Genomic DNA, 20071 nt, shown 5'->3' with positions numbered 1-20071 from the left:
GCCGTAACGCTGAGCGTTACCGGAGGTGCACAAATCGCGCTAGAACTGGCCGAGGTAGAACCGGCTGCCCTGGTCGTCAGTGCACTCGGCCATCAATCCATACGGTTGCTGGGCCGGCTCCTGCAGCACGGTGCCGCCGGCTTCCCGCACGCGCGCGACCGCGGCCTCGATATCGGCGACGGTCCACATCGGCACGGTGGTGGTGGTCGCACTGCCGCCTGCCATGCCGGACATCGGTTGGCTGCCCTCGATGGCCCAGCCGTCTTGGATCCGGCCCGGCTCGAACGTCCAGGAGAACACCCGGCCGTAGAACTCCTTGAATGCCGCTGAATCGGTCACTTCGTAGGTGAGATACGAAAGTTCGCCCGGCCCTGCGCCATTGAGGGCGGGGCGGGGAACTTCGGTCGACGGCTGGAACACCGCGAAGGGCGTCCCGCTGGGATCGGTGGCGTCAAGCACCGTGCCGAATTCCATCGCCTGGGTTTCGCCGGCGACCCCGCCGCCCGCGGTGATGGCCTGCCGAGCCGCGTCCAGATCGGTGACGGCGTAGCAGCAGAACAGCGTGGGTGCGCCCGGCATCGGATAGATACCGATGTGCTGCACGGTGTTGATGATCTTGCGGGCGACCGGGTCGTAGATCCAACCAAGCACATGTCCGTAGAACACCGCGGCCTTGTCGGGGTCCGGGGCCCACACCGACACATATCCGACGTCGCCGTGCTGGATCAGCGCGGGCAGACCGGTCGACGGGCCGGACAGCATCCAGCGGTGGCCGGAAGGGTCGATGATGGTCGCATTGCGCGATCCGTAGTTTTCATACGGTTCCCGCTGCACATGCGCGCCGTGCCGGCGGGCCCGATTCAACGCGGCGTCCGTGTCGGTCACGTGCAGCATCAGGCTCACTGAATTCGACTGCGGTGCCGGGGCTTTGAGGCCCATCTCGGGAAATTCGTCGGCGAGGTACAGCACGCCCCCGGCCAGACTGAGTTCGGCGTGGCCGATGCGGCCGTCATCCATCACGATCGGCTCGCCGACCTGCACGGCACCCAGCGCCTCGATGTACCACGCGATGGCGGCGCGGGCGTCGGGCACGGCGAGGTAGGGGAGTGCGGCACCGCGGGGTGGTTCCTGGGCGGTGACGGCGGGGGCATTGAGGTCTGCGATGGCGGTATCGGTGCCGGTCATAACAACTCCTTGCGTTCGATTCGGAAGTGTGAGAGCCGATTCCAGACGCGCTCGCAGCCTCGCCGCGAACTGCGGATCAGGGGAAACCGGGAGGTCGGCGTCAGCCAGCACGGTCAGCGGATCGTGGTTGTTGTTGATCATGACTTCCCTCCTTCCGGTTCTGGATAATGCGTTCGAAACGCCCGGCGGGCCCGCACCAGCAGGGCTTCCGTGGCCTGCACGGTGCGACCGATCAGCTCGGCACACTCGGGGACCGAGCAGTCGTCCATGTAGCGCAGTGCGAGCACGGTGCGGTGTTGCTCGGGCAGCCGGGCCAGCACGCTTTCGGCCACGATGCGGTCCAGCTCGGCATCCCAGTCGTCGGCCGGGTCGACCGGCTCGGGCAACTCGGCGACCGGGATGCTGAATCGGTCGTGGCGGCGCCGGTAGTGGTCGGCGAGCTTGTGCCGGGCCACCCCGATTAGCCACGGCACCGAGAGCTGCGGCGGGGACGGTTTGCGGGCGGCATCCATCGCCGCCAGGAACGTCTCCGACGTCAGGTCCTCGGCAGTTCCGCGGTCACCGCAGCGCCGGGCGAAGTACCCGTACACCACTGGCAGCGCCTCGTCGTAGAGGGCTAACAGTGCCCGCGGAGCGTCTGTTTCGGCGCTCACACCCCTATCGTCGCCGTTGGAGCCCAAACTCCGACACCCCAATTTCAACGAAAAACCGTTCGCTACTCGGCGAGCACATCCAGCCCCGGTGCGACGATGTCGAATGCTTCGCCGATGGCGTCGGTTAACGACACCGACTCGTCGGCGAGCCAGTTCTCGTAGGCCGACAGCGCGACTCCGAGCATGAGCCATGCCACGGTCTGCGGGATCAGGTCGGTGGCTGCCCGACCGGTGCGGACCGCCACGTAGCTGGCGATGACCTCGCGCCAGCCTGCGTACATGGTCATTGAATATGCTTGCAGCCCAGCGGTTTCCAGGATGACACGCATCCGTTGCCGATGCTGTGCCATCTCGTCGGCCTCGTAGGTGTTGAACGCCAGCAGCGCCTCGCGCAGGGCTTCCCCGAGCGTGACGCGTGGGCTCAGCGTCGCGAGCAGTTCGCGCAACTGCTGCAGGTGGGCATCGAAATTGCCCCACGGGATGGCGTTCTTCGACGGGTAGTACCGGAACAGCGTGCGCCGCGAGATGCCGGTCGCGGCGGCCACGTCGTCGACGCTCACCTCGTCGAACCCGCGGGCCGCGAACAACTCGATGGCCACTCCGGCGATGTGGTCCTGGGTGGTTGACCGACGCCGTCCCGCACTCATCTGAAACCCGGCCTTCCATTTCGGCACTCGATGCCATATTGTTGCGACCTGGGTCACAATAGTCCAGGCCCAGCGTACGAAAGGGGTAAATCCATGGAACCGAATCAGCAAGTCGAATCCGACACCGAACTCGTGACCGAGACCCTCGTCGAAGAGGTGTCGATCGACGGGATGTGCGGGGTCTACTGACCATGACCGGGCCTGTGTCCGCGCCCACCGGCGCGGCACCGTCGTTCGATCCCGAACGCGGCTGGCGGCTGCACCACCAGGTGGCGGTGCGGCCGGAGCCGTTCGGTGCATTGCTGTATCACTTTGGTACGCGCAAGCTTTCGTTCCTGAAGAACCGGACGATAGTGACGGTGGTCAATTCTCTGGCCGACCATCCCGACGTCCGGTCGGCGTGCCGGGCCGCCGGGGTCGGCGACGATCAGCAGGCCCCGTACCTGCATGCCCTGGGCGTGCTTGCCCAGTCCAAGATGCTCGTTCTCAAGGAGGTCCCATGACCGTTCTGGATTCGGCTCCCGCGCCGGCACCCGTACCGCGACTGGTCGAGCAGTTCGAGCATGGCCTCGACGCTCCCATCTGTCTGACCTGGGAGCTCACCTACGCCTGCAACCTGGCGTGCGTGCACTGCCTGTCGTCCTCGGGCAAACGCGATCCGCGTGAGCTCAGCACGCAGCAGTGCAAGGACATCATCGACGAGCTCGAACGTATGCAGGTGTTCTACGTCAACATCGGCGGCGGCGAACCCACTGTGCGGTCGGACTTTTGGGAGCTTGTCGACTACGCGACCGCCCACCATGTCGGCGTGAAGTTCTCCACCAACGGCGTGCGCATCACGCCGCAGGTGGCAACGAAATTGGCGGCCAGCGATTACGTCGACGTTCAGATCTCCCTGGACGGGGCGACCGCCGAGATCAACGACGCGGTGCGCGGCCCCGGCTCGTTCGCGATGGCCATCCGGGCCTTGGAGAACCTGAAGGCCGCCGGTTTCAAGGACGCCAAGATCTCGGTGGTGGTGACTCGCCACAACGTCGATCAGCTCGACGATTTCAAGGCGTTGGCCGATCAGTACGGCGCCACGCTGCGCATCACGCGGCTGCGGCCCTCGGGGCGCGGCGCAGATGTCTGGGACGAACTCCATCCGACCGCAGCCCAGCAGCGTCAGCTGTACGACTGGCTGGTGGCCCACGGTGAGCGGGTGCTCACGGGGGATTCGTTCTTCCACCTGTCCGGCCTGGGTGAACCGGGTGCGCTGGCCGGTCTCAACCTGTGCGGAGCCGGCCGGGTGGTCTGTCTGATCGACCCGGTGGGCGACGTGTACGCCTGCCCGTTCGCCATCCACGACCGCTTCCTGGCCGGAAATATCCTGTCAGACAACGGTTTCCAGAATGTGTGGCAGAACGCCCCGTTGTTCCGCGAGCTGCGGGAACCGCAGTCGGCCGGTGCGTGCGGCAGCTGCGGGCACTACGACAGCTGCCGCGGTGGCTGCATGGCCGCCAAGTTCTTCACCGGTCTGCCGATGGACGGGCCCGATCCCGAGTGCGTGCAGGGCTACGGTGAGCCCGCCCTCGCGCTGGAGCGGGACAAGCCCAAGTCCAGCGTCGACCATTCCCGCTCGAGCAAGGGACCGATCCCGCTCAAGCTCCTCACCGTCCCTCCGAAGAAATTCTGCAACGAAAGTCCGATCTGATCATGGCCCGCGATACCTGGTTCGAAACCGTCGCCATCGCTCAGCAGCGAGCGAAGAAACGTCTGCCCCGCTCCGCCTACTCCTCACTGATCTCGGCCAGTGAGAAGGGCGTGTCGGTCTCCGACAACGTCGAGGCATTTGCCGAGCTCGGCTTCGCCCCGCACGTCGTGGGGGCCACCGAGAAGCGTGAGATGTCGACAACCGTGATGGGTCAGGACATTTCGATGCCCGTCATCATCTCGCCGACCGGCGTGCAGGCCGTCGACCCCGACGGCGAGGTGGCGGTTGCCCGCGCGGCCGCCGCACGCGGTACCGCGATGGGGCTTTCGTCGTTTGCCAGCAAGCCGATGGAAGAAGTCACCGCGGTCAACGACAAGATCTTCTTCCAGATCTATTGGCTCGGCAGCCGCGACGAGATCGCCGAACGTGTACAGCGTGCGAAGGATGCCGGCGCGGTCGGCCTGATCGCGACGACCGACTGGAGCTTCAGTCACGGCCGTGACTGGGGTAGCCCCAAGATTCCCGAGCGCATGGATCTCAAGACCATGATCAAGATGTCGCCGGAAGTGCTCACCAAGCCGCGGTGGCTGTGGAGCTTCGGCAAGCATCTGCGTCCGCCGGACCTGCGGGTTCCGAATCAGGGGCGACGCGGCGAGCCGGGGCCCACGTTCTTCGAGGCGTACGGGCAGTGGATGGGCACCCCGCCGCCGACCTGGGATGACATCGCCTGGCTGCGCGAGCAGTGGGGCGGTCCGTTCCTGCTCAAGGGCATGGTGCGGGTCGATGATGCCAAACGTGCTGTCGATGCCGGGGTTTCAGCAATCACCGTCTCCAACCATGGCGGCAACAACCTCGATGGCACGCCTGCCGCGATTCGGTGCCTGCCTGCGATCGCCGAGGCGGTCGGTGACCAGGTCGAGGTTTTGCTCGACGGCGGTGTCCGACGGGGCAGCGACGTCGTCAAGGCCGTGGCGCTGGGTGCGCGTGCCGTCATGATCGGTCGGGCATATCTGTGGGGTCTGGCTGCCAACGGACAGGCCGGCGTGGAGAACGTGCTCGACATCCTCTCGGGTGGGATCGACTCGGCGCTGCGCGGGCTCGGTAAGGCCTCGATCCACGATCTGTCTCCCGATGACATCTTGGTGCCGCCGGGATTCCTGCGGTCGCTGGGAGTGCCACCGACCGCTGGCATTTGACCGGGGGTCTGGTCGGGACGGTCCGTAGCGCGTAACCTCCCCGTGACAGGGGTGGCTGGAGAGGCGCACGTGATGGCTTTGGGGAGCCGGCGGAGAAGTTCCGGGAAATCAATTGCTGCTCATGCTTCAACAATTGGCGCACTCCAGGTGAATTCGGCCTACCATCGGCACGTGGCTTTCCCCAGCGAGCTCGGGAACTCGACGACGAGGCAGCTACGCAACGTGTCGCCCATGTTGGTCATCCCGGTCGGTTCTACCGAACAGCACGGACCGCACTTGCCGCTGGACACCGACACGCGCATCGCCTCGGCGGTGGCGCGTGCCGCGGTCGAGCGACTCGGCGGCGTGTCCGGCTCCGACTGGGTTCTGGCGCCGGCGATCGGCTACGGAGCCAGCGGGGAGCACGAGGGGTTCGCGGGCACCATATCGATCGGCACCGAGGCATTGCGGCTTTTGCTGGTGGAGTACGGCAGGTCGGCCACGAGCTGGGTGTCGCGTCTGGTGTTCGTCAACGGCCACGGGGGCAATGTGGAGGCGCTGGCAACGGCTACCGCACTGCTCCGATCGGAGAGCCGCGACGTCGGCTGGGTCCCGTGCGCGACGGTCGGTGCCGACGCGCATGCCGGCCATACCGAAACTTCTGTATTGCTACATATTTCACCGAGCGATGTGTGGTGCGACGAGGTCGCACCGGGGAACACAGCGCCACTGGCGGAATTGATGCCGCAGTTGCGTCGTGGTGGCGTTGCCGCGGTCAGCGCGGCAGGAGTGCTCGGTGATCCGACCACCGCCACTGCGTCCGAGGGGGAGCGTATCTTTGCTGAGATGGTCGAGGGGTGCACGGATCGGATCCGTCGCTGGCTGCCCGACCGGAACGGGATGCTGACGTGACCGGGCCGAGGCTGCCTGACGGCTTTGCCGTGCAGGTGGACCGTCGCGTCAAGGTGCTCGGTGAGGGGTCCGCTCTGCTGGGTGGATCGCCGACGCGCCTGCTGCGACTCGCCCCGACTGCGCAGACCATGCTCAACGGGGGTCGCCTCGAGGTCCACGACGCTGTCAGCGCGCAACTGGCACGCACCCTGCTCGACGCCACCGTCGCTCATCCGCGCCCCGCAAGCGGACCGTCGCACCGCGACGTCACCGTGGTTATTCCGGTACGGGACAACGTATCTGGACTGCATCGGCTGATCGGGGCGCTGCGCGGCCTTCGGGTCATCGTGGTCGACGACGGCTCCGCGGTGCCGGTGTCCGAGGAAGAGTTCGCCGCGATGCACTGCGACGTCCAGGTGCTGCGGCACGCCCGCAGCAACGGGCCTGCAGCTGCCCGCAACACCGGCCTGGCGGCCTGTGAGACGGACTTCGTGGCGTTCCTCGACTCTGATGTCGTCCCGCGTCGTGGTTGGCTGGAAGCGTTGCTGGGGCATTTCTGCGATCCCGCCGTGGCGTTGGTCGCGCCCCGGATCGTCGGGCTGCACACCACCGACAACCTGGTTGCCCGGTACGAGGCCGTGCGGTCATCGCTGGACCTCGGTGTCCGAGAGGCCCCGGTGGTTCCGTACGGGACGGTGTCCTACGTGCCCAGCGCGGCGATCATCTGCAGGCGCTCGGCGCTGCTCGGCGTCGGCGGATTCGACGAGACCATGCAGTCCGGTGAGGACGTCGACCTGTGCTGGCGGTTCGTCGAGGCCGGCGCCCGGCTACGGTACGAGCCCATCGCGCTGGTTGCCCACGATCACCGCACAAATCTTCGAGACTGGTTCAGCCGCAAGGCCTTCTATGGCACATCTGCTGCTCCGCTGACCGTGCGGCATCCTGGGAAGACGGCGCCGCTGGTGATCTCCGGCTGGAGCCTGGTGGTCTGGTTGTTGCTGGCCATCGGTTCGTGCATCGGCTATCTGGCCTCGTTGATCGTCGCTGTCATGACCGGCAGGCGCATCGCCCGCTCGCTCAGCACGGTCGACACCGAACCCCGGGACGTCGCCGTCGTCACCGCGACCGGATTGTGGTCCGCTGCTCTGCAGCTGTGTTCGGCGATCTGTCGGCACTATTGGCCCATCGCGCTGATCGCCGCGCTGCTCTTCCGCCGGGCCCGGCAGGCGGTGTTGCTGGCGGCCGTGGTCGACGGGGTGGTGGACTGGGCGACCAGACGCGGTAACGCCGACGACGACACCAAGCCCGTCGGCCTGCTGACCCACATCATGCTCAAGCGCCTCGACGACATCGCATACGGCACGGGTCTGTGGACCGGTGTCGTGCGCGAGCGCAACCTCGGGGCACTCAAACCGCAGCTGCGGAGTTAACCTGCGCCCGACAGTCGACGTTCTGGTTGTGGGTGCCGGCAGCGCCGGATCGGTCTTGGCCGAACGACTTTCCTCCTTTCCTGACTGCCGCGTGTGTGTCGTCGAAGCCGGGCCTGCTCCGTCGGACCCGCGGGTGGCCGCTCAGATCACGGACGGACTGCGGCTACCGATCGGCGCCGCCAGCGGGGTGGTGCGCCACTATCGGTCGACCTTGACCGAGCATCCGCCCCGCCACACCGAGATCATCCGCGGTTCGGTCGTCGGCGGCTCGGGGGCCGTCAACGGGGGCTACTTTTGCCGCGGGCTGCCCCCGGACTTCGACGGCTGGGCAATTCCCGGCTGGAGTTGGCGCGAGGTGTTACCGCATTTCCTTGCGATCGAGACGGATCTGGACTTCGCTACCGCACTGCACGGCTCCGACGGGCCGATTCTGGTCCGGCGCGTGCATGAATTCGACGGGTGTACGGCCTCTTTCGTAGCCGCGGCGACGGCGGCGGGATTCGGCTGGCTGCCCGATCTGAACGGGTCGGACATCGATGCGACGTTGCCGGCAGGTGTGGGCGCGGTGCCGCTGAACATCAACGGCGGAACCCGCCTCGGCCCGGGCGGTGCCTACCTGCAGCCGGCATTGCAGCGCCCCAACCTGGAAGTCCGCGCCGACACCAGGGTCTGCCGGATCCTGTTCGCCGGGACCCGCGCCGTCGGCGTGGAGTGCCTCGGCGGTGAAATCCTCGCCGCGGATCGAATTGTGTTGTGCAGCGGTGCAATCGGATCGGCTCAGCTGTTGATGCTGTCCGGCATCGGCCCGGCCGTCGATCTCGAGCGGTTGGGGATCGCAGTGTTGGCGGGATTGCCCGTCGGGACCGCGACGGTGGACCACCCCGAGTGGGTGCTGCCCGTCGACTGGACGCCCACCCACGACCTGCCGCCACTGGAGGCCGTGCTGACCACCGCAGACGGTATCGAAGTGCGGCCGTACACGGCGGGGTTCGCCGCGATGGTGCACGGGCCCGAGCACGATCCTGCCGAGTTGCCGCACCTCGGGGTGGCGCTCATGCGGCCGCGGTCGCGCGGGCGGGTCCGGCTCGCCTCGGCAGACCCGACGACGGCTCCTATCATCGAGCACCGCTACGACAGCGTGGCTTCCGATGTCGAAGCGCTACGCGAAGGCGCGGCGCTGGCTCGTGAATTGATCGGGGGCACTGCGGAAGTCGGTGCGCCGTCGTGGTCGACGTCGCAGCATCTGGCGGGCACCGCGCCGATGGGCAGCGGCCCCGGCGCCGTGCTCGACCCGACCTGCCGAGTGCACGGAATCACCGGGCTCTGGGTGGTGGACGGTTCGATCATGCCGTCGATCACCAGTCGTGGACCGCACGCGACCATCGCGATGATCGGCCATCGCGCCGCGGAGTTCATCGTCCGCTGAGCGCGCCGACGGTATCAACGCAACGAGTAGCGCACCGGCAGGTGTTTGAGCCCTCCGACGAAGGTCGTGGCGGAAAGCACTGGCGTCCCGGATAATTCGATGTGGTCCAGACGCGCGAGCAGTTCGGTGAACAGGCTCGCCATCTCCATCCTGGCCAGCGCCGCGCCCAGGCAGAAGTGGACGCCGTAGCCGAAGGCCAGGTGCTTGTTCGGGTCGCGCGCGACGTCGAAGCGGAACGGATCAGCGAACACGTCTTCGTCGCGATTGCCGGAAACGTAAGCGAGGTAGACGGATTCGCCCTTGGCGATCGGGACGCCACGCACTGTCGTATCGGCTGTCGCCGTCCGCATGAATTCCTTGACCGGCGTGGACCAACGGATCATCTCTTCGACCGCGGTGCCCATCAATTCGGGGTTGGCCCGTAATTTCTCCAGCTCGCCGGGGTTTTCGATGAGGGCAAGCAGCCCTCCGGAGATCGCGTCCTTGGTGGTGTCGTGGCCCGCGCTGGCGACGATCACGTAGTACGAGGCGGTGTCGACGTCGGACAGCGGTTCTCCGTCGATCCGTCCGTTGGCGATGGCCGACGCGAGGTCGCCGGTCGGGTTGGCCCGCCGCGACGCGGTCAACTGCGAGAAGTACGCGAAAAAGTCGAGCAGCACGGCCAATTGGTCGTCCAGCGATCCGCCCTCGCGCTTGTATTCGTCATCGTCGCCGCCGAACATTTCCTGGGTCAGCATGTGCATGCGACCGAAATCCTCCTCGGGCAGCCCGAGCAGCGACATGATCACGTACAGCGGGAAATCGACCGCCACCGCGGTGACGAAATCGCATTCCGGTCCGGCCGCGGCCATCTTGTCGACATAACGCGTGGCCAGTTCGTCGACCCGGACTTTGAGATCTCGCATTGCCTTGGGGCGGAACCAGTCTGCGCCGATGGACCGGACCTTGCGATGGTGCGGATCGTCCATGTGGATCAGTGTCCGCAGACCCATGCCGGCTTCGAGTTGTTGTCGGGCGAGATCGTCGGCGGCCGCGGTGGCCAGCAGCGGTCGTGGCTCGCTGATGAACAGGTCGTTGTCGCGTTCGACGGCCATGATGTCGGCGTGCTTGGTGATCGCCCAGAACGGGCGGTACGGCGGGTTGTCCACCCACGCCACCGGGTTCTCGGCGCGCAGTCGGGTCAGTGCCGCGTGGAGGCGGGCGTCGTCGGCGTAGGCCGTTGGATCGGCCAGGACCCTGGCGGCGTCGTCCATCGCAGGCGCGCTCATGCAAAAACTCCTCCAAGCAGCAGTTGACGGGTGTCAAGTAGCCAGTCTATGTGATCGGCGCCACTTCGGGCGCGGGATTGCCGGATCGCCACCGGCTAGGCTCGGCGACTGTGCAGCCAGCAAAGGTGCGCCGGCCGGGTCGGCGTTTGACGGCCGTCCTCGCCGTGGTCGTGGTCATCGCGGGATTGATGCTCGCGGGATGCGGTCGCGGCGCCACTCGGACGGTGTCGGGGTCCGCGGAACCGGCGGCGGACCCGTCGTACGTACACGTCGCACAGGGCACGCTGCGCGGTAACGTGGCGGTCGATCACCGGTTGTTCGCCGGGATCCCTTACGCCGCCGCGCCTGTCGGGCCTCTGCGATTCGCACCGCCGGCTCCGGCACCCGGGTGGGCCGGAGTGCGCGACGCTTCGGTGTTCGGACCCCGATGCGTCCAGGACCCGACCGCCGATCCCGAGCGGGGGCGCAACACCTCCGAGGATTGCCTGAGCCTCAACGTGTGGACGCCGCCCGCATCCGGCGAGCGCCGACCGGTGATGGTGTGGATCCACGGCGGTGCGTTCGTCAACGGCAGCAGCGGAGTGTATGACTCCCGCTGGCTGGTGGCGCGCGGCGACATCGTCGTCGTGAGCATCAACTACCGCCTCGGCACTCTCGGATTCCTGGCTCATCCGGGGCTCGGGCCGGCAGGCGATGTCGGCAACTACGGGATGCTCGACCAGCAGGCCGCGCTCCGGTGGGTACATGACAACATCGCCGCGTTCGGCGGCGATCCGGACCAGGTGACCATCGCCGGGGAATCCGCCGGCGGGATGTCGGTGTGCAATCACCTGGTGGCGCCCGGGTCGGTGGGGCTGTTCCGGGCCGCAATCCTCATGAGCGCGCCGTGTCAGGCGCAGGCCGACCTGGCCACCGCGCAGCGCCGAAGCCTCGACTACGCGGCCGCTGTCGGGTGCCCCGACCCGGCGACCGCGGCGGACTGTCTGCGTGCGCTTCCGGTGGACCGGTTGCGAAAGCCGGTCTGGTACTACAACATCGGCCGCGACGAGCTGACCGGTCCGGTCACCGGTACCAAGGTTCTGCCGGTTGCGCCGTTGGCGGCGTTCGCGGAGGGGAAGGGATCCCGTGTGCCCGTGATGGTGGGCACCACCCGCGATGAGTTCACGTTGTTCGTGGCGATGCGTTACCTGCAGGCGGGGGAGCGCTTCACTGCGGACGAATACCCGCGGCTGCTCGCCGAGACGTTCGGCGCCGACGCCGGAAAAGTCGCCGCACAGTATCCTGCGGATCGGTACGGCGGTGTGGCGCAGGCATATTCGGCGGCAGTCACCGATGCCGACTTCTCCTGCGTGGCAGACCGGATGGCCGCGACGCTGCCAGGGCCGGTGTACGCCTACGAATTCAACGACCGGGATGCTCCCGCGCCCGAACCCTTCCGGACCCTGCCGTTCCCGGTCGGTGCGAGCCATTCACTGGAGCTGCGGTACCTGTTCGACATCGGCGGTGCCCCGCCGCTGAACCCCGCGCAACAGACGTTGTCGGACACCATGATCGACGACTGGAGCCGGTTCGTCGCCGGTGGTAGTCCGGGCTGGCCGGCCGCCGACGGCGCGGGTTCGCCTCGAATGTCGTTGCAGTCCAGCGGTAGTCACATGGCCGACGGGTTCGAGCAGGAACACCAGTGCCCGTTCTGGGCCGGACTGAAAGGTCGCTGAGGATGCCGACACCGCAGCCGCGGGCTTTTGCCGACGCCTGGGTCACGGCCTGGAACGCCCACGACGTCGAAGCCGTCCTGGCACATTTCCACGACGACGTGGTGTTCAGTTCGCCGGTCGCTGCGCGCGTCGTGCCCGAAAGCCGCGGGGTGGTGCGGGGCAAGGCCGCGCTGCGGGACTACTGGACCACCGCGCTCGCCGGGATGCCGGATCTTCATTTCGACGTGCTCGCGGTGTACCGCGGCGAATCCAGCTTGGTGATCAACTACCGCAACCAGCGCGGTGGACTCGTCAACGAGGTGCTGATCTTCGACGGTGAGCTCGTGCGGGAAGGGCACGGCACCTACGTCGAATAGGGCGTCAGGCCGGGGTCACCCAGGTGGTGATGTCGGCGTGTACGACCTCGACGCCGTGGCGGTCGGTGACGCTGACGGGCACGACGATGTCGGCGCCTTCAGTGATCAGCGCGAAGTCCGGCGGGTCCAATCGAGCCGTTGCGCGCAGTGATGTGGTGGCCTTGGCCAGGTAGCTCACCGTCATGGCCTTGGGGATCCAGCGGTGGCTGGTGGGCACCGTCGCCTCCATCAACATGCCCATCGCCATCTCCGCGGCATTGCACGACGCGATCGCGTGCACGGTGTGCAGATGGTTGTAGATGAAGAACCACTTGGGCACCGTCACCTCGGCCAGGCCGGGCTCCATGCGCACGACGTGCGGCACGATCGAGGCGAAATACGGAACGCGTGCCATGGCGGCCGCGGAGAACAATCGGGTGCCCAGCGGCTTGCCTGCCAACTGTTGCCACGCCCGGTAGGTGGCGCTTTGCGCCCCTGAGATGGTGGTCATGGGCCTTATCTTACTGAGGAGTAAGGTATGTCTCGGCTGGTGGACGCGGATCCGATGCGCCGAGATTCACGTAGCGATAAACTCGGCGTCTCATCTGTCCCTACGGTGGATCTCGATGGGCAGGCGGGGCTCTGTTGCGGCTTCGACCAGGGATTTGGCGCCCGCGACGATCTAAGGCATACTGTTCAGGTTGCCTTGAGCTGGGTACTCCCTGGCCCGGGCATCCGACCAGCGTCCACATGGGCGCATCCGGTTCCAGCCTCGATTGTGACGGATTTCCTGAGCGAGCGAGTGTGCGGGAGGGCGACACACCCGACCGCGGGGGCCGGTGAACCATAGACAGGTAAACAGCGGCGGCAATTCTCGGCGCAATCCGCGCCGGGGCACCAGGCCCGACGGGTTCGTCCCCGGGACGGCCGGCCGATGTACGAAGCAGGAGCGAGGTAGGAGAAGCGTGGCGGGACAGAAGATCCGCATCAGGCTCAAGGCCTACGACCATGAGGCCATTGACGCCTCGGCGCGCAAGATCGTCGAAACGGTCACCCGTACCGGTGCCAGTGTGGTGGGCCCTGTGCCGCTGCCGACCGAGAAGAACGTGTATTGCGTCATCCGGTCGCCGCACAAGTACAAGGACTCGCGCGAGCATTTCGAGATGCGCACGCACAAGCGGCTGATCGACATCCTCGACCCGACGCCTAAGACCGTTGACGCTCTCATGCGCATCGATCTGCCGGCCAGTGTCGACGTCAACATCCAGTAGGAGACCCGAATCAAATGGCTAGAAAAGGCATTTTGGGCACCAAGCTGGGCATGACGCAGGTGTTCGACGAGAACAACAAAGTCGTCCCGGTGACGGTCGTCAAGGCCGGCCCCAACGTGGTGACCCGTATCCGTACCACCGAGCGCGATGGCTACACCGCCGTGCAGCTCGCCTATGGCGAGATCAGCCCGCGCAAGGTCAACAAGCCGGTCACCGGCCAGTACGCCGCCGCGGGCGTCAACCCGCGTCGCCACCTGGCCGAGCTGCGGCTCGATGACGAGGCTGCTGCCGCCGAATACGAGGTGGGTCAGGAACTGACCGCCGAGATCTTCGCCGACGGTGCTTACGTCGACGTGACCGGCACCAGCAAGGGCAAGGGCTTCGCAGGCACCATGAAGCGCCACGGCTTCCGTGGCCAGGGCGCCGCACACGGCGCCCAGGCTGTGCACCGTCGCCCCGGCTCGATCGGTGGCTGCGCCACCCCGGGCCGCGTCTTCAAGGGCACTCGCATGTCGGGCCGGATGGGCACCGACCGGGTGACCACGCAGAACCTGAAGGTGCACAAGGTCGATGCCGAGAACGGCGTGCTGTTGATCAAGGGCGCCATCCCCGGACGTAACGGTGGACTGGTTGTTGTCCGCAGCGCAATCAAGCGAGGCGAGAAGTAATGACTCTGAAAATTGACGTTAAGACTCCGGCTGGTAAGACCGACGGTTCCGTCGAGTTGCCCGCTGCGTTGTTCGACGTTGAGCCCAACATCGCGCTGATGCACCAGGTGGTCACCGCGCAGTTGGCGGCCAAGCGTCAGGGCACGCACGCGACCAAGACTCGCGGTGAGGTCTCCGGCGGTGGCAAGAAGCCGTACCGGCAGAAGGGCACCGGCCGCGCCCGTCAGGGCTCGACCCGCGCACCGCAGTTCACCGGTGGTGGCGTCGTCCACGGACCGCAGCCGCGCGACTACAGCCAGCGGACCCCGAAGAAGATGATCGCCGCCGCGCTGCGCGGTGCGCTCTCGGACCGGGCCCGCAACGAGCGGATCCACGCGGTCACCGAGCTGATCGAGGGCCAGACCCCTTCGACCAAGAGCGCCAAGACGTTCCTGGGCAGCTTGACTGAGAACAAGAAGGTGCTCGTCGTCATCGGTCGCACCGATGAGGTCGGCGCCAAGAGCGTTCGCAATCTGCCTGGCGTGCATGTGATCTCGCCGGATCAGCTCAACACCTACGACGTGCTCCACGCCGACGACGTGGTGTTCTCGGTCGAGGCCCTGAACGCTTACATCAGCGCGAACACGAAAGAAGGAGCGTCGGTCTGATGGCAACGATTACAGACCCCCGCGACATCATCCTGGCTCCGGTCATCTCGGAGAAGTCGTACGGGCTGATCGAGGACAACGTGTACACGTTTGTGGTGCACCCGGATTCGAACAAGACGCAGATCAAGATCGCTATCGAGAAGATCTTCAACGTCAAGGTCGATTCGGTGAACACCGCGAACCGGCAGGGCAAGCGCAAGCGCACCCGCGCCGGCTTCGGGCAGCGCAAGAGCACCAAGCGCGCCATCGTCACGTTGGCCGCGGGCAGCAAGCCGATCGATCTGTTCGGAGCACCGGCGTAACGCCGGGAACTAAGAGGATTTAACTGATATGGGAATTCGCAAGTACAAGCCGACGACCCCGGGTCGTCGCGGTTCGAGCGTCTCCGATTTCGCCGAGATCACTCGTTCGACTCCGGAGAAGTCGCTGGTTCGTCCGCTGAGCAGCACTGGTGGGCGTAATGCTCACGGCCGCATCACCACCCGGCACAAGGGTGGCGGCCACAAGCGCGCCTACCGCGTGATCGACTTCCGTCGCCACGACAAGGACGGCGTCAACGCCAAGGTCGCGCACATCGAGTACGACCCCAACCGCACCGCGAACATCGCGCTGCTGCACTTCCTTGACGGCGAGAAGCGCTACATCATCGCGCCGCAGGGCATCAAGCAGGGCGACGTGATCGAGTCGGGCGCCAACGCCGACATCAAGCCCGGTAACAACCTGCCGCTGCGCAACATCCCGGCAGGCACCGTGATCCACGCCGTGGAGCTGCGGCCCGGTGGCGGGGCCAAGCTGGCCCGCTCCGCCGGTGTCAGCATCCAGCTGCTCGGTAAGGAAGGCACCTACGCCTCGCTGCGTATGCCGTCGGGCGAGATCCGTCGCGTCGATGTGCGCTGCCGCGCCACCGTCGGCGAGGTCGGTAACGCCGAGCAGGCGAACATCAACTGGGGCAAGGCCGGCCGTATGCGGTGGAAGGGCAAGCGCCCCACCGTCCGTGGTGTCGTGATGAACCCGGTCGACCACCCGCACGGTGGTGGTGAGGGTAAGACCTCCGGTGGTCGTCACCCGGTGAGCCCGTGGGGCAAGCCCGAGGGCCGCACCCGTAAGCCCAAGAAGGCGAGCGACAAGCTCATCGTCCGTCGCCGGCGCACCGGCAAGAAGCGCTAGGAGTAAATAGCGATGCCACGCAGCCTGAAGAAGGGTCCGTTCGTCGACGACCATCTGTTGAAGAAGGTCGACGTTCAGAACGACAAGAACACCAAGCAGGTCATCAAGACCTGGTCGCGTCGGTCGACCATCATCCCGGACTTCATCGGGCACACCTTTGCGGTGCATGACGGCCGCAAGCACGTGCCGGTGTTCGTGACCGAGGCGATGGTCGGGCACAAGCTCGGCGAGTTCGCCCCGACGCGCACGTTCAAGGGTCACATCAAGGACGACCGGAAGAGCAAGCGTCGATGAGCACTGTTACCGAATACCCGTCAGCGACGGCGAAGGCGCGCTTCGTGCGCATCTCGCCGACCAAGGCCCGTCGCGTTATCGACCTGGTCCGCGGCAAGAGTGTCGAGGAAGCCCTCGACATCCTGCGGTGGGCGCCCCAGGCCGCCAGCGAGCCGGTCGCCAAGGTGATCGCGAGCGCTGCCGCCAACGCACAGAACAACGAAGGGCTCGATCCGGCCACGCTGGTCGTCGCCACCGTCTTCGCGGACGAGGGCCCGACCGCCAAGCGCATCCGGCCGCGTGCCCAGGGCCGTGCGTTCCGAATTCGCAAGCGCACCAGCCACATCACCGTGATCGTGGAAAGCCGTCCGCCCAAGCAGAAGGGTGCGTCCGTGCAGTCGGCTCGCAGCCGTCGTGCCCAGGGCAGCAAGGCTTCCGCTGCCGCGAAGGCGGCAGCCTCAGACACGGCCGCGAAGTCCGCTGACTCGAAGGGAGGCTCGGAGTAGTGGGCCAGAAGATCAATCCCCACGGCTTCCGACTCGGCATCACGACCGAATGGAAGTCCCGCTGGTACGCCGACAAGCAGTACAAGGACTACGTCAAGGAAGACGTCGCGATCCGTCGCCTGCTGGCCACCGGCCTGGAGCGGGCCGGCATCGCCGATGTGGAGATCGAGCGCACCCGTGACCGGGTTCGCGTTGACATCCACACCGCGCGTCCCGGCATCGTCATCGGCCGCCGCGGCACCGAGGCCGACCGCATCCGTGCGGACCTGGAGAAGCTGACCGGCAAGCAGGTTCAGCTCAACATCCTCGAGGTGAAGAACCCTGAGTCGCAGGCTCAGCTCGTCGCCCAGGGTGTCGCCGAGCAGCTGAGCAACCGTGTCGCGTTCCGTCGCGCCATGCGCAAGGCCATCCAGTCGGCGATGCGTCAGCCCAACGTGAAGGGCATCCGGGTGCAGTGCTCGGGCCGCCTCGGCGGTGCTGAGATGAGCCGCTCGGAGTTCTACCGCGAGGGCCGGGTTCCGCTGCACACGCTGCGGGCCGACATCGACTATGGCCTGTACGAGGCCAAGACCACCTTCGGCCGGATCGGCGTGAAGGTGTGGATCTACAAGGGCGACATCGTCGGTGGCAAGCGCGAGCTCGCTGCCGCCGCGCCGGCCGGTTCCGACCGTCCGCGTCGTGAGCGTCCTTCGGGCAGCCGTCCGCGTCGTAGCGGTTCGTCGGGTACCACCGCGACGAGCACCGAGGCCGGCCGTGCTGCCGAGGAGACCGCGGAGTCCGCAGTGCCGGTGACGGCTGAGGCGCCCTCCGCAGAGAACACGGAGAGCTGAACATGCTGATTCCCCGCAAGGTCAAGCACCGCAAGCAGCATCACCCCGAGCAGCGTGGCATCGCCAGCGGCGGCACCTCGGTGAGCTTCGGTGATTACGGCATCCAGGCCCTGGGCCATGCCTACATCACCAACCGGCAGATCGAGTCCGCTCGTATCGCCATCAACCGGCACATCAAGCGTGGCGGCAAGGTCTGGATCAACATCTTCCCGGACCGCCCGCTGACCAAGAAGCCTGCTGAAACCCGTATGGGTTCCGGTAAGGGTTCGCCGGAGTGGTGGGTCGCCAACGTCAAGCCCGGACGCATTTTGTTCGAGATCAGCTACCCCGACGAGAAGATCGCCAGGGAAGCGTTGACTCGCGCAATCCACAAGTTGCCGATCAAGGCACGCATCGTGAGTCGAGAGGAGCAGTTCTGATGGCAGTGGGAACTTCGCCTGGTGAACTGCGCGAACTGACCGACGACGAGCTGACGAGCAAGCTCCGCGAGTCGAAGGAAGAGCTGTTCAACCTGCGCTTCCAGATGGCGACCGGGCAGCTGGCCAACAACCGTCGGCTGCGCACTGTGCGCCAGGAGATTGCACGGCTTTACACCGTGCTGCGTGAACGTGAGTTGGGTCTGGCTTCCGGGCCCGGTGGTGAGGATTCGTAATGGCAGAAACTAAGGGCCCCAAGCACACCCCGGCCACCGAGCAGCCCCGTGGCCGTCGTAAGACCGCCATCGGCTACGTGGTGAGCGACAAGATGCAGAAGACCATCGTGGTCGAGCTGGAAGATCGTAAGAGCCACCCGCTCTACGGCAAGATCATCCGCACCACCAAGAAGGTCAAGGCGCATGACGAGAACGGTGACGCCGGCATCGGCGACCGCGTCTCGCTGATGGAGACCCGGCCGCTGTCGGCCAGCAAGCGCTGGCGGCTGGTCGAGGTGCTCGAGCGCGCCAAGTAATTTCTCTGAGCGGGTAACTTCCCGCGCGAGCAGACGTGAATGTCCCCCAAAACTCCGGTTTTGGGGGACATTTGCTGGGGGCCCCTCCCGCTTGCGGGGGACTGCTCGGCAGAGAAAAATGGCACCAATCCGCGCCGGCGTCCGCTCCGAATACGGGGCATGTACACACTCGTGCTCATCGGATTTCTCGGCGGTCTTCTCACCGGCATCTCGCCGTGCATTCTGCCGGTCCTGCCCGCGGTCCTGTTCTCCGGCACGAACAGGGCACCCTACCGGGTGATCGCGGGCCTTGTGCTCAGTTTCAGCCTGGTGACGTTGGCGGGGGCCGCGGTGTTGCAATCGCTGCACCTGCCCGCGGACATCATCCGCTGGGTCGGCCTGCTGGCATTGGTGGTCATCGGAATCGGCCTGATCTTTCCGCGCGTCGAGCAACTTCTCGAACGGCCGTTTGCGCTCCTCCCGCAACGTGACATCGCCGACGGGCGCCGAGGATTCGGCCTCGGCTTGGCACTGGGCGTGCTCTACGCACCGTGTGCGGGGCCGGTTCTCGCCGCCGTCGTGGTCGCGGGAGCAACGGGACGGGTGGGTTTGGACACCATCGCGTTGACGTTGTCCTTCGCGGTTGGCACGGCCCTGCCACTGTTGGTGTTCGCTCTGGCCGGGCGCCGAATTTCTGAGCGCGTCAAAGCCTTTCAGCACCGGCAGCGGCAGGTTCGCATCGCAGGTGGTGTCGTCATGCTGGTGGTCGCCGTGGCGCTGGCGCTGAACCTGCCTGCCACGGTGCAACGGAACATCCCCGATTACACCGCGTCCCTGCAGACTCAGATCGCGCCTGCGAGCAACGCCTTGTCCACCTGTGTCGAGGGCGCCAGTCGACTGCAGGACTGCGGCGCCGCCCCGGACATCGTCGGTATCGACAGCTGGTTCAACACTCCGTCTGACGCACCTGTCGACCTGAAAGCGTTGCGCGGCAAGGTGGTTCTCGTCGACTTCTGGACGTACTCGTGCATCAACTGCCAGCGTGCGATCGAGCATGTCACCTCGTGGTACGACCGGTACAAGGATCAGGGCTTCACGGTGATCGGGGTGCACACCCCCGAGTATCCGTTCGAGCAGATCCGCGCCAACGTCGTCAAGGGCGCTGCGGATCTGCACATCAAATACCCGGTCGCCCTGGACAATTCGTACGCTACCTGGACCAATTATCACAACCAGTACTGGCCGGCGAGCTATCTGATCGACGCGCACGGTGTGGTGCGGCATCTGAAGTTCGGGGAGGGCGACTACGACGTCACCGAGGGCATGATCCGCGATCTGCTGGCGCAGGCGAAGTCATGACCAGT

25 protein-coding genes and 1 pseudogene are annotated in these 20071 nt (G+C 66.2%); 21 read left to right on the top strand and 5 right to left on the bottom strand.

Annotated features, from left to right (window positions below):
- Window positions 1-39: 39 nt before the first annotated feature.
- The 3 genes from A5784_RS17500 to mftR form a co-directional block, all read right to left on the bottom strand.
- Window positions 40-1323, bottom strand: coding sequence for a VOC family protein (locus A5784_RS17500; RefSeq protein WP_064946216.1), 1284 nt, complete (start codon window positions 1321-1323; stop codon window positions 40-42).
- Window positions 1323-1838, bottom strand: coding sequence for an RNA polymerase sigma factor (locus A5784_RS17495; protein ID WP_064946162.1), 516 nt, complete (start codon window positions 1836-1838; stop codon window positions 1323-1325). The genes A5784_RS17500 and A5784_RS17495 overlap by 1 nt, the downstream gene beginning before the upstream one ends.
- A 62-nt stretch (window positions 1839-1900) precedes the next feature.
- The gene (mftR, locus tag A5784_RS17490) at window positions 1901-2485 is read right to left on the bottom strand and encodes a mycofactocin system transcriptional regulator MftR (protein WP_064946161.1); all 585 of its coding nucleotides are present in this window, start codon (window positions 2483-2485) and stop codon (window positions 1901-1903) included.
- 93 nt (window positions 2486-2578) lie between these two features.
- Here mftR and mftA point away from each other — a divergent pair, with 93 nt between their 5' ends.
- The 7 genes from mftA to mftG all read left to right on the top strand — a co-directional run bounded on the left by mftA (window position 2579) and on the right by mftG (window position 9100).
- On the top strand, window positions 2579-2674 hold the full coding sequence (gene mftA / locus A5784_RS37645; protein ID WP_063827636.1) for a mycofactocin precursor MftA: 96 nt from the start codon (window positions 2579-2581) through the stop codon (window positions 2672-2674).
- A 2-nt stretch (window positions 2675-2676) separates the two neighbouring features.
- The gene (mftB, locus tag A5784_RS17480) at window positions 2677-2988 is read left to right on the top strand and encodes a mycofactocin biosynthesis chaperone MftB (protein ID WP_064946159.1); all 312 of its coding nucleotides are present in this window, start codon (window positions 2677-2679) and stop codon (window positions 2986-2988) included.
- On the top strand, window positions 2985-4178 hold the full coding sequence (gene mftC / locus A5784_RS17475) for a mycofactocin radical SAM maturase (RefSeq protein ID WP_029369128.1): 1194 nt from the start codon (window positions 2985-2987) through the stop codon (window positions 4176-4178). The genes mftB and mftC overlap by 4 nt, the downstream gene beginning before the upstream one ends.
- Window positions 4179-4180: 2 nt before the next feature.
- Complete coding sequence (gene mftD, locus A5784_RS17470; RefSeq protein ID WP_064946158.1) at window positions 4181-5374, top strand: pre-mycofactocin synthase MftD; 1194 nt, start codon at window positions 4181-4183, stop codon at window positions 5372-5374.
- A gap of 147 nt (window positions 5375-5521) precedes the next feature.
- Complete coding sequence (gene mftE, locus A5784_RS17465; RefSeq protein WP_064946157.1) at window positions 5522-6265, top strand: mycofactocin biosynthesis peptidyl-dipeptidase MftE; 744 nt, start codon at window positions 5522-5524, stop codon at window positions 6263-6265.
- Window positions 6262-7674: a mycofactocin biosynthesis glycosyltransferase MftF gene (mftF, locus tag A5784_RS17460; RefSeq protein WP_064946156.1), complete on the top strand. Its 1413-nt coding sequence runs from the start codon at window positions 6262-6264 to the stop codon at window positions 7672-7674. The genes mftE and mftF overlap by 4 nt, the downstream gene beginning before the upstream one ends.
- Before the next feature lies 1 nt (window position 7675).
- Window positions 7676-9100 carry a mycofactocin dehydrogenase MftG gene (mftG, locus tag A5784_RS17455; RefSeq protein WP_064946215.1) on the top strand — a complete coding sequence of 475 codons (1425 nt, stop codon included), beginning with the start codon at window positions 7676-7678 and terminating at the stop codon, window positions 9098-9100.
- A 14-nt stretch (window positions 9101-9114) separates the two neighbouring features.
- On the opposite strand, the gene A5784_RS17450 is transcribed toward mftG, so the two are convergent.
- Window positions 9115-10368: a cytochrome P450 gene (locus tag A5784_RS17450; RefSeq protein WP_064946155.1), complete on the bottom strand. Its 1254-nt coding sequence runs from the start codon at window positions 10366-10368 to the stop codon at window positions 9115-9117.
- A 188-nt stretch (window positions 10369-10556) separates the two neighbouring features.
- On the opposite strand from A5784_RS17450, the gene A5784_RS17445 reads away from it, so the two are divergent.
- Together A5784_RS17445 and A5784_RS17440 are read left to right on the top strand one after the other, a co-directional pair.
- Entirely contained in the window at window positions 10557-12083 is a 1527-nt protein-coding gene (locus A5784_RS17445; protein WP_232006102.1) for a carboxylesterase/lipase family protein, read from the top strand.
- 2 nt (window positions 12084-12085) lie between these two features.
- Window positions 12086-12439, top strand: coding sequence for a nuclear transport factor 2 family protein (locus tag A5784_RS17440; RefSeq protein ID WP_064946154.1), 354 nt, complete (start codon window positions 12086-12088; stop codon window positions 12437-12439).
- Between the two features lie 4 nt (window positions 12440-12443).
- Here the strand turns inward: A5784_RS17440 and A5784_RS17435 are convergent, their stop codons facing one another.
- Window positions 12444-12929, bottom strand: a complete 486-nt coding sequence (locus tag A5784_RS17435; RefSeq protein ID WP_064946153.1) for a hotdog fold domain-containing protein — start codon at window positions 12927-12929, stop codon at window positions 12444-12446.
- Window positions 12930-13383: 454 nt separating this feature from the next.
- On the opposite strand from A5784_RS17435, the gene rpsJ reads away from it, so the two are divergent.
- From rpsJ to A5784_RS17375, 12 genes and pseudogenes are all read left to right on the top strand, one after another.
- Window positions 13384-13689 (top strand): 30S ribosomal protein S10, encoded by a 306-nt coding sequence (gene rpsJ / locus A5784_RS17430; protein WP_003883485.1) that lies wholly within the window; start codon window positions 13384-13386, stop codon window positions 13687-13689.
- A 14-nt stretch (window positions 13690-13703) separates the two neighbouring features.
- The gene (rplC, locus tag A5784_RS17425; protein ID WP_064946152.1) at window positions 13704-14357 is read left to right on the top strand and encodes a 50S ribosomal protein L3; all 654 of its coding nucleotides are present in this window, start codon (window positions 13704-13706) and stop codon (window positions 14355-14357) included.
- Complete coding sequence (gene rplD / locus A5784_RS17420; RefSeq protein ID WP_064946151.1) at window positions 14357-15004, top strand: 50S ribosomal protein L4; 648 nt, start codon at window positions 14357-14359, stop codon at window positions 15002-15004. Before rplC ends, rplD begins: the two co-directional genes overlap by 1 nt.
- Window positions 15004-15306: a 50S ribosomal protein L23 gene (rplW, locus tag A5784_RS17415; protein ID WP_064946150.1), complete on the top strand. Its 303-nt coding sequence runs from the start codon at window positions 15004-15006 to the stop codon at window positions 15304-15306. The genes rplD and rplW overlap by 1 nt, the downstream gene beginning before the upstream one ends.
- 28 nt (window positions 15307-15334) lie before the next feature.
- Window positions 15335-16171: a 50S ribosomal protein L2 gene (gene rplB, locus A5784_RS17410; RefSeq protein ID WP_029369115.1), complete on the top strand. Its 837-nt coding sequence runs from the start codon at window positions 15335-15337 to the stop codon at window positions 16169-16171.
- 12 nt (window positions 16172-16183) lie between these two features.
- A complete protein-coding gene (gene rpsS / locus A5784_RS17405; protein ID WP_011558433.1) occupies window positions 16184-16465 on the top strand; it encodes a 30S ribosomal protein S19 in 282 nt (93 codons plus the stop codon).
- The gene (gene rplV, locus A5784_RS17400) at window positions 16462-16950 is read left to right on the top strand and encodes a 50S ribosomal protein L22 (RefSeq protein WP_064946149.1); all 489 of its coding nucleotides are present in this window, start codon (window positions 16462-16464) and stop codon (window positions 16948-16950) included. Before rpsS ends, rplV begins: the two co-directional genes overlap by 4 nt.
- Complete coding sequence (gene rpsC, locus A5784_RS17395) at window positions 16950-17780, top strand: 30S ribosomal protein S3 (RefSeq protein ID WP_064946148.1); 831 nt, start codon at window positions 16950-16952, stop codon at window positions 17778-17780. Before rplV ends, rpsC begins: the two co-directional genes overlap by 1 nt.
- 2 nt (window positions 17781-17782) lie before the next feature.
- Complete coding sequence (gene rplP, locus A5784_RS17390; protein WP_064946147.1) at window positions 17783-18199, top strand: 50S ribosomal protein L16; 417 nt, start codon at window positions 17783-17785, stop codon at window positions 18197-18199.
- Window positions 18199-18432, top strand: a complete 234-nt coding sequence (rpmC, locus tag A5784_RS17385; protein WP_029369110.1) for a 50S ribosomal protein L29 — start codon at window positions 18199-18201, stop codon at window positions 18430-18432. Before rplP ends, rpmC begins: the two co-directional genes overlap by 1 nt.
- The gene (rpsQ, locus tag A5784_RS17380) at window positions 18432-18728 is read left to right on the top strand and encodes a 30S ribosomal protein S17 (RefSeq protein WP_064946146.1); all 297 of its coding nucleotides are present in this window, start codon (window positions 18432-18434) and stop codon (window positions 18726-18728) included. Before rpmC ends, rpsQ begins: the two co-directional genes overlap by 1 nt.
- Before the next feature lie 159 nt (window positions 18729-18887).
- Window positions 18888-20057, top strand: a pseudogene (locus tag A5784_RS17375) (cytochrome c biogenesis protein/redoxin); the annotation flags it as partial.
- Between the last annotated feature and the right edge of the window lie 14 nt (window positions 20058-20071).

The organism is Mycobacterium sp. 852013-50091_SCH5140682 (assembly GCF_001665685.1).
Lineage (GTDB): Bacteria > Actinomycetota > Actinomycetes > Mycobacteriales > Mycobacteriaceae > Mycobacterium.
Note: the sequence above shows the minus strand (reverse complement) of the source record. Positions and strands in the feature narration are given on the sequence as shown.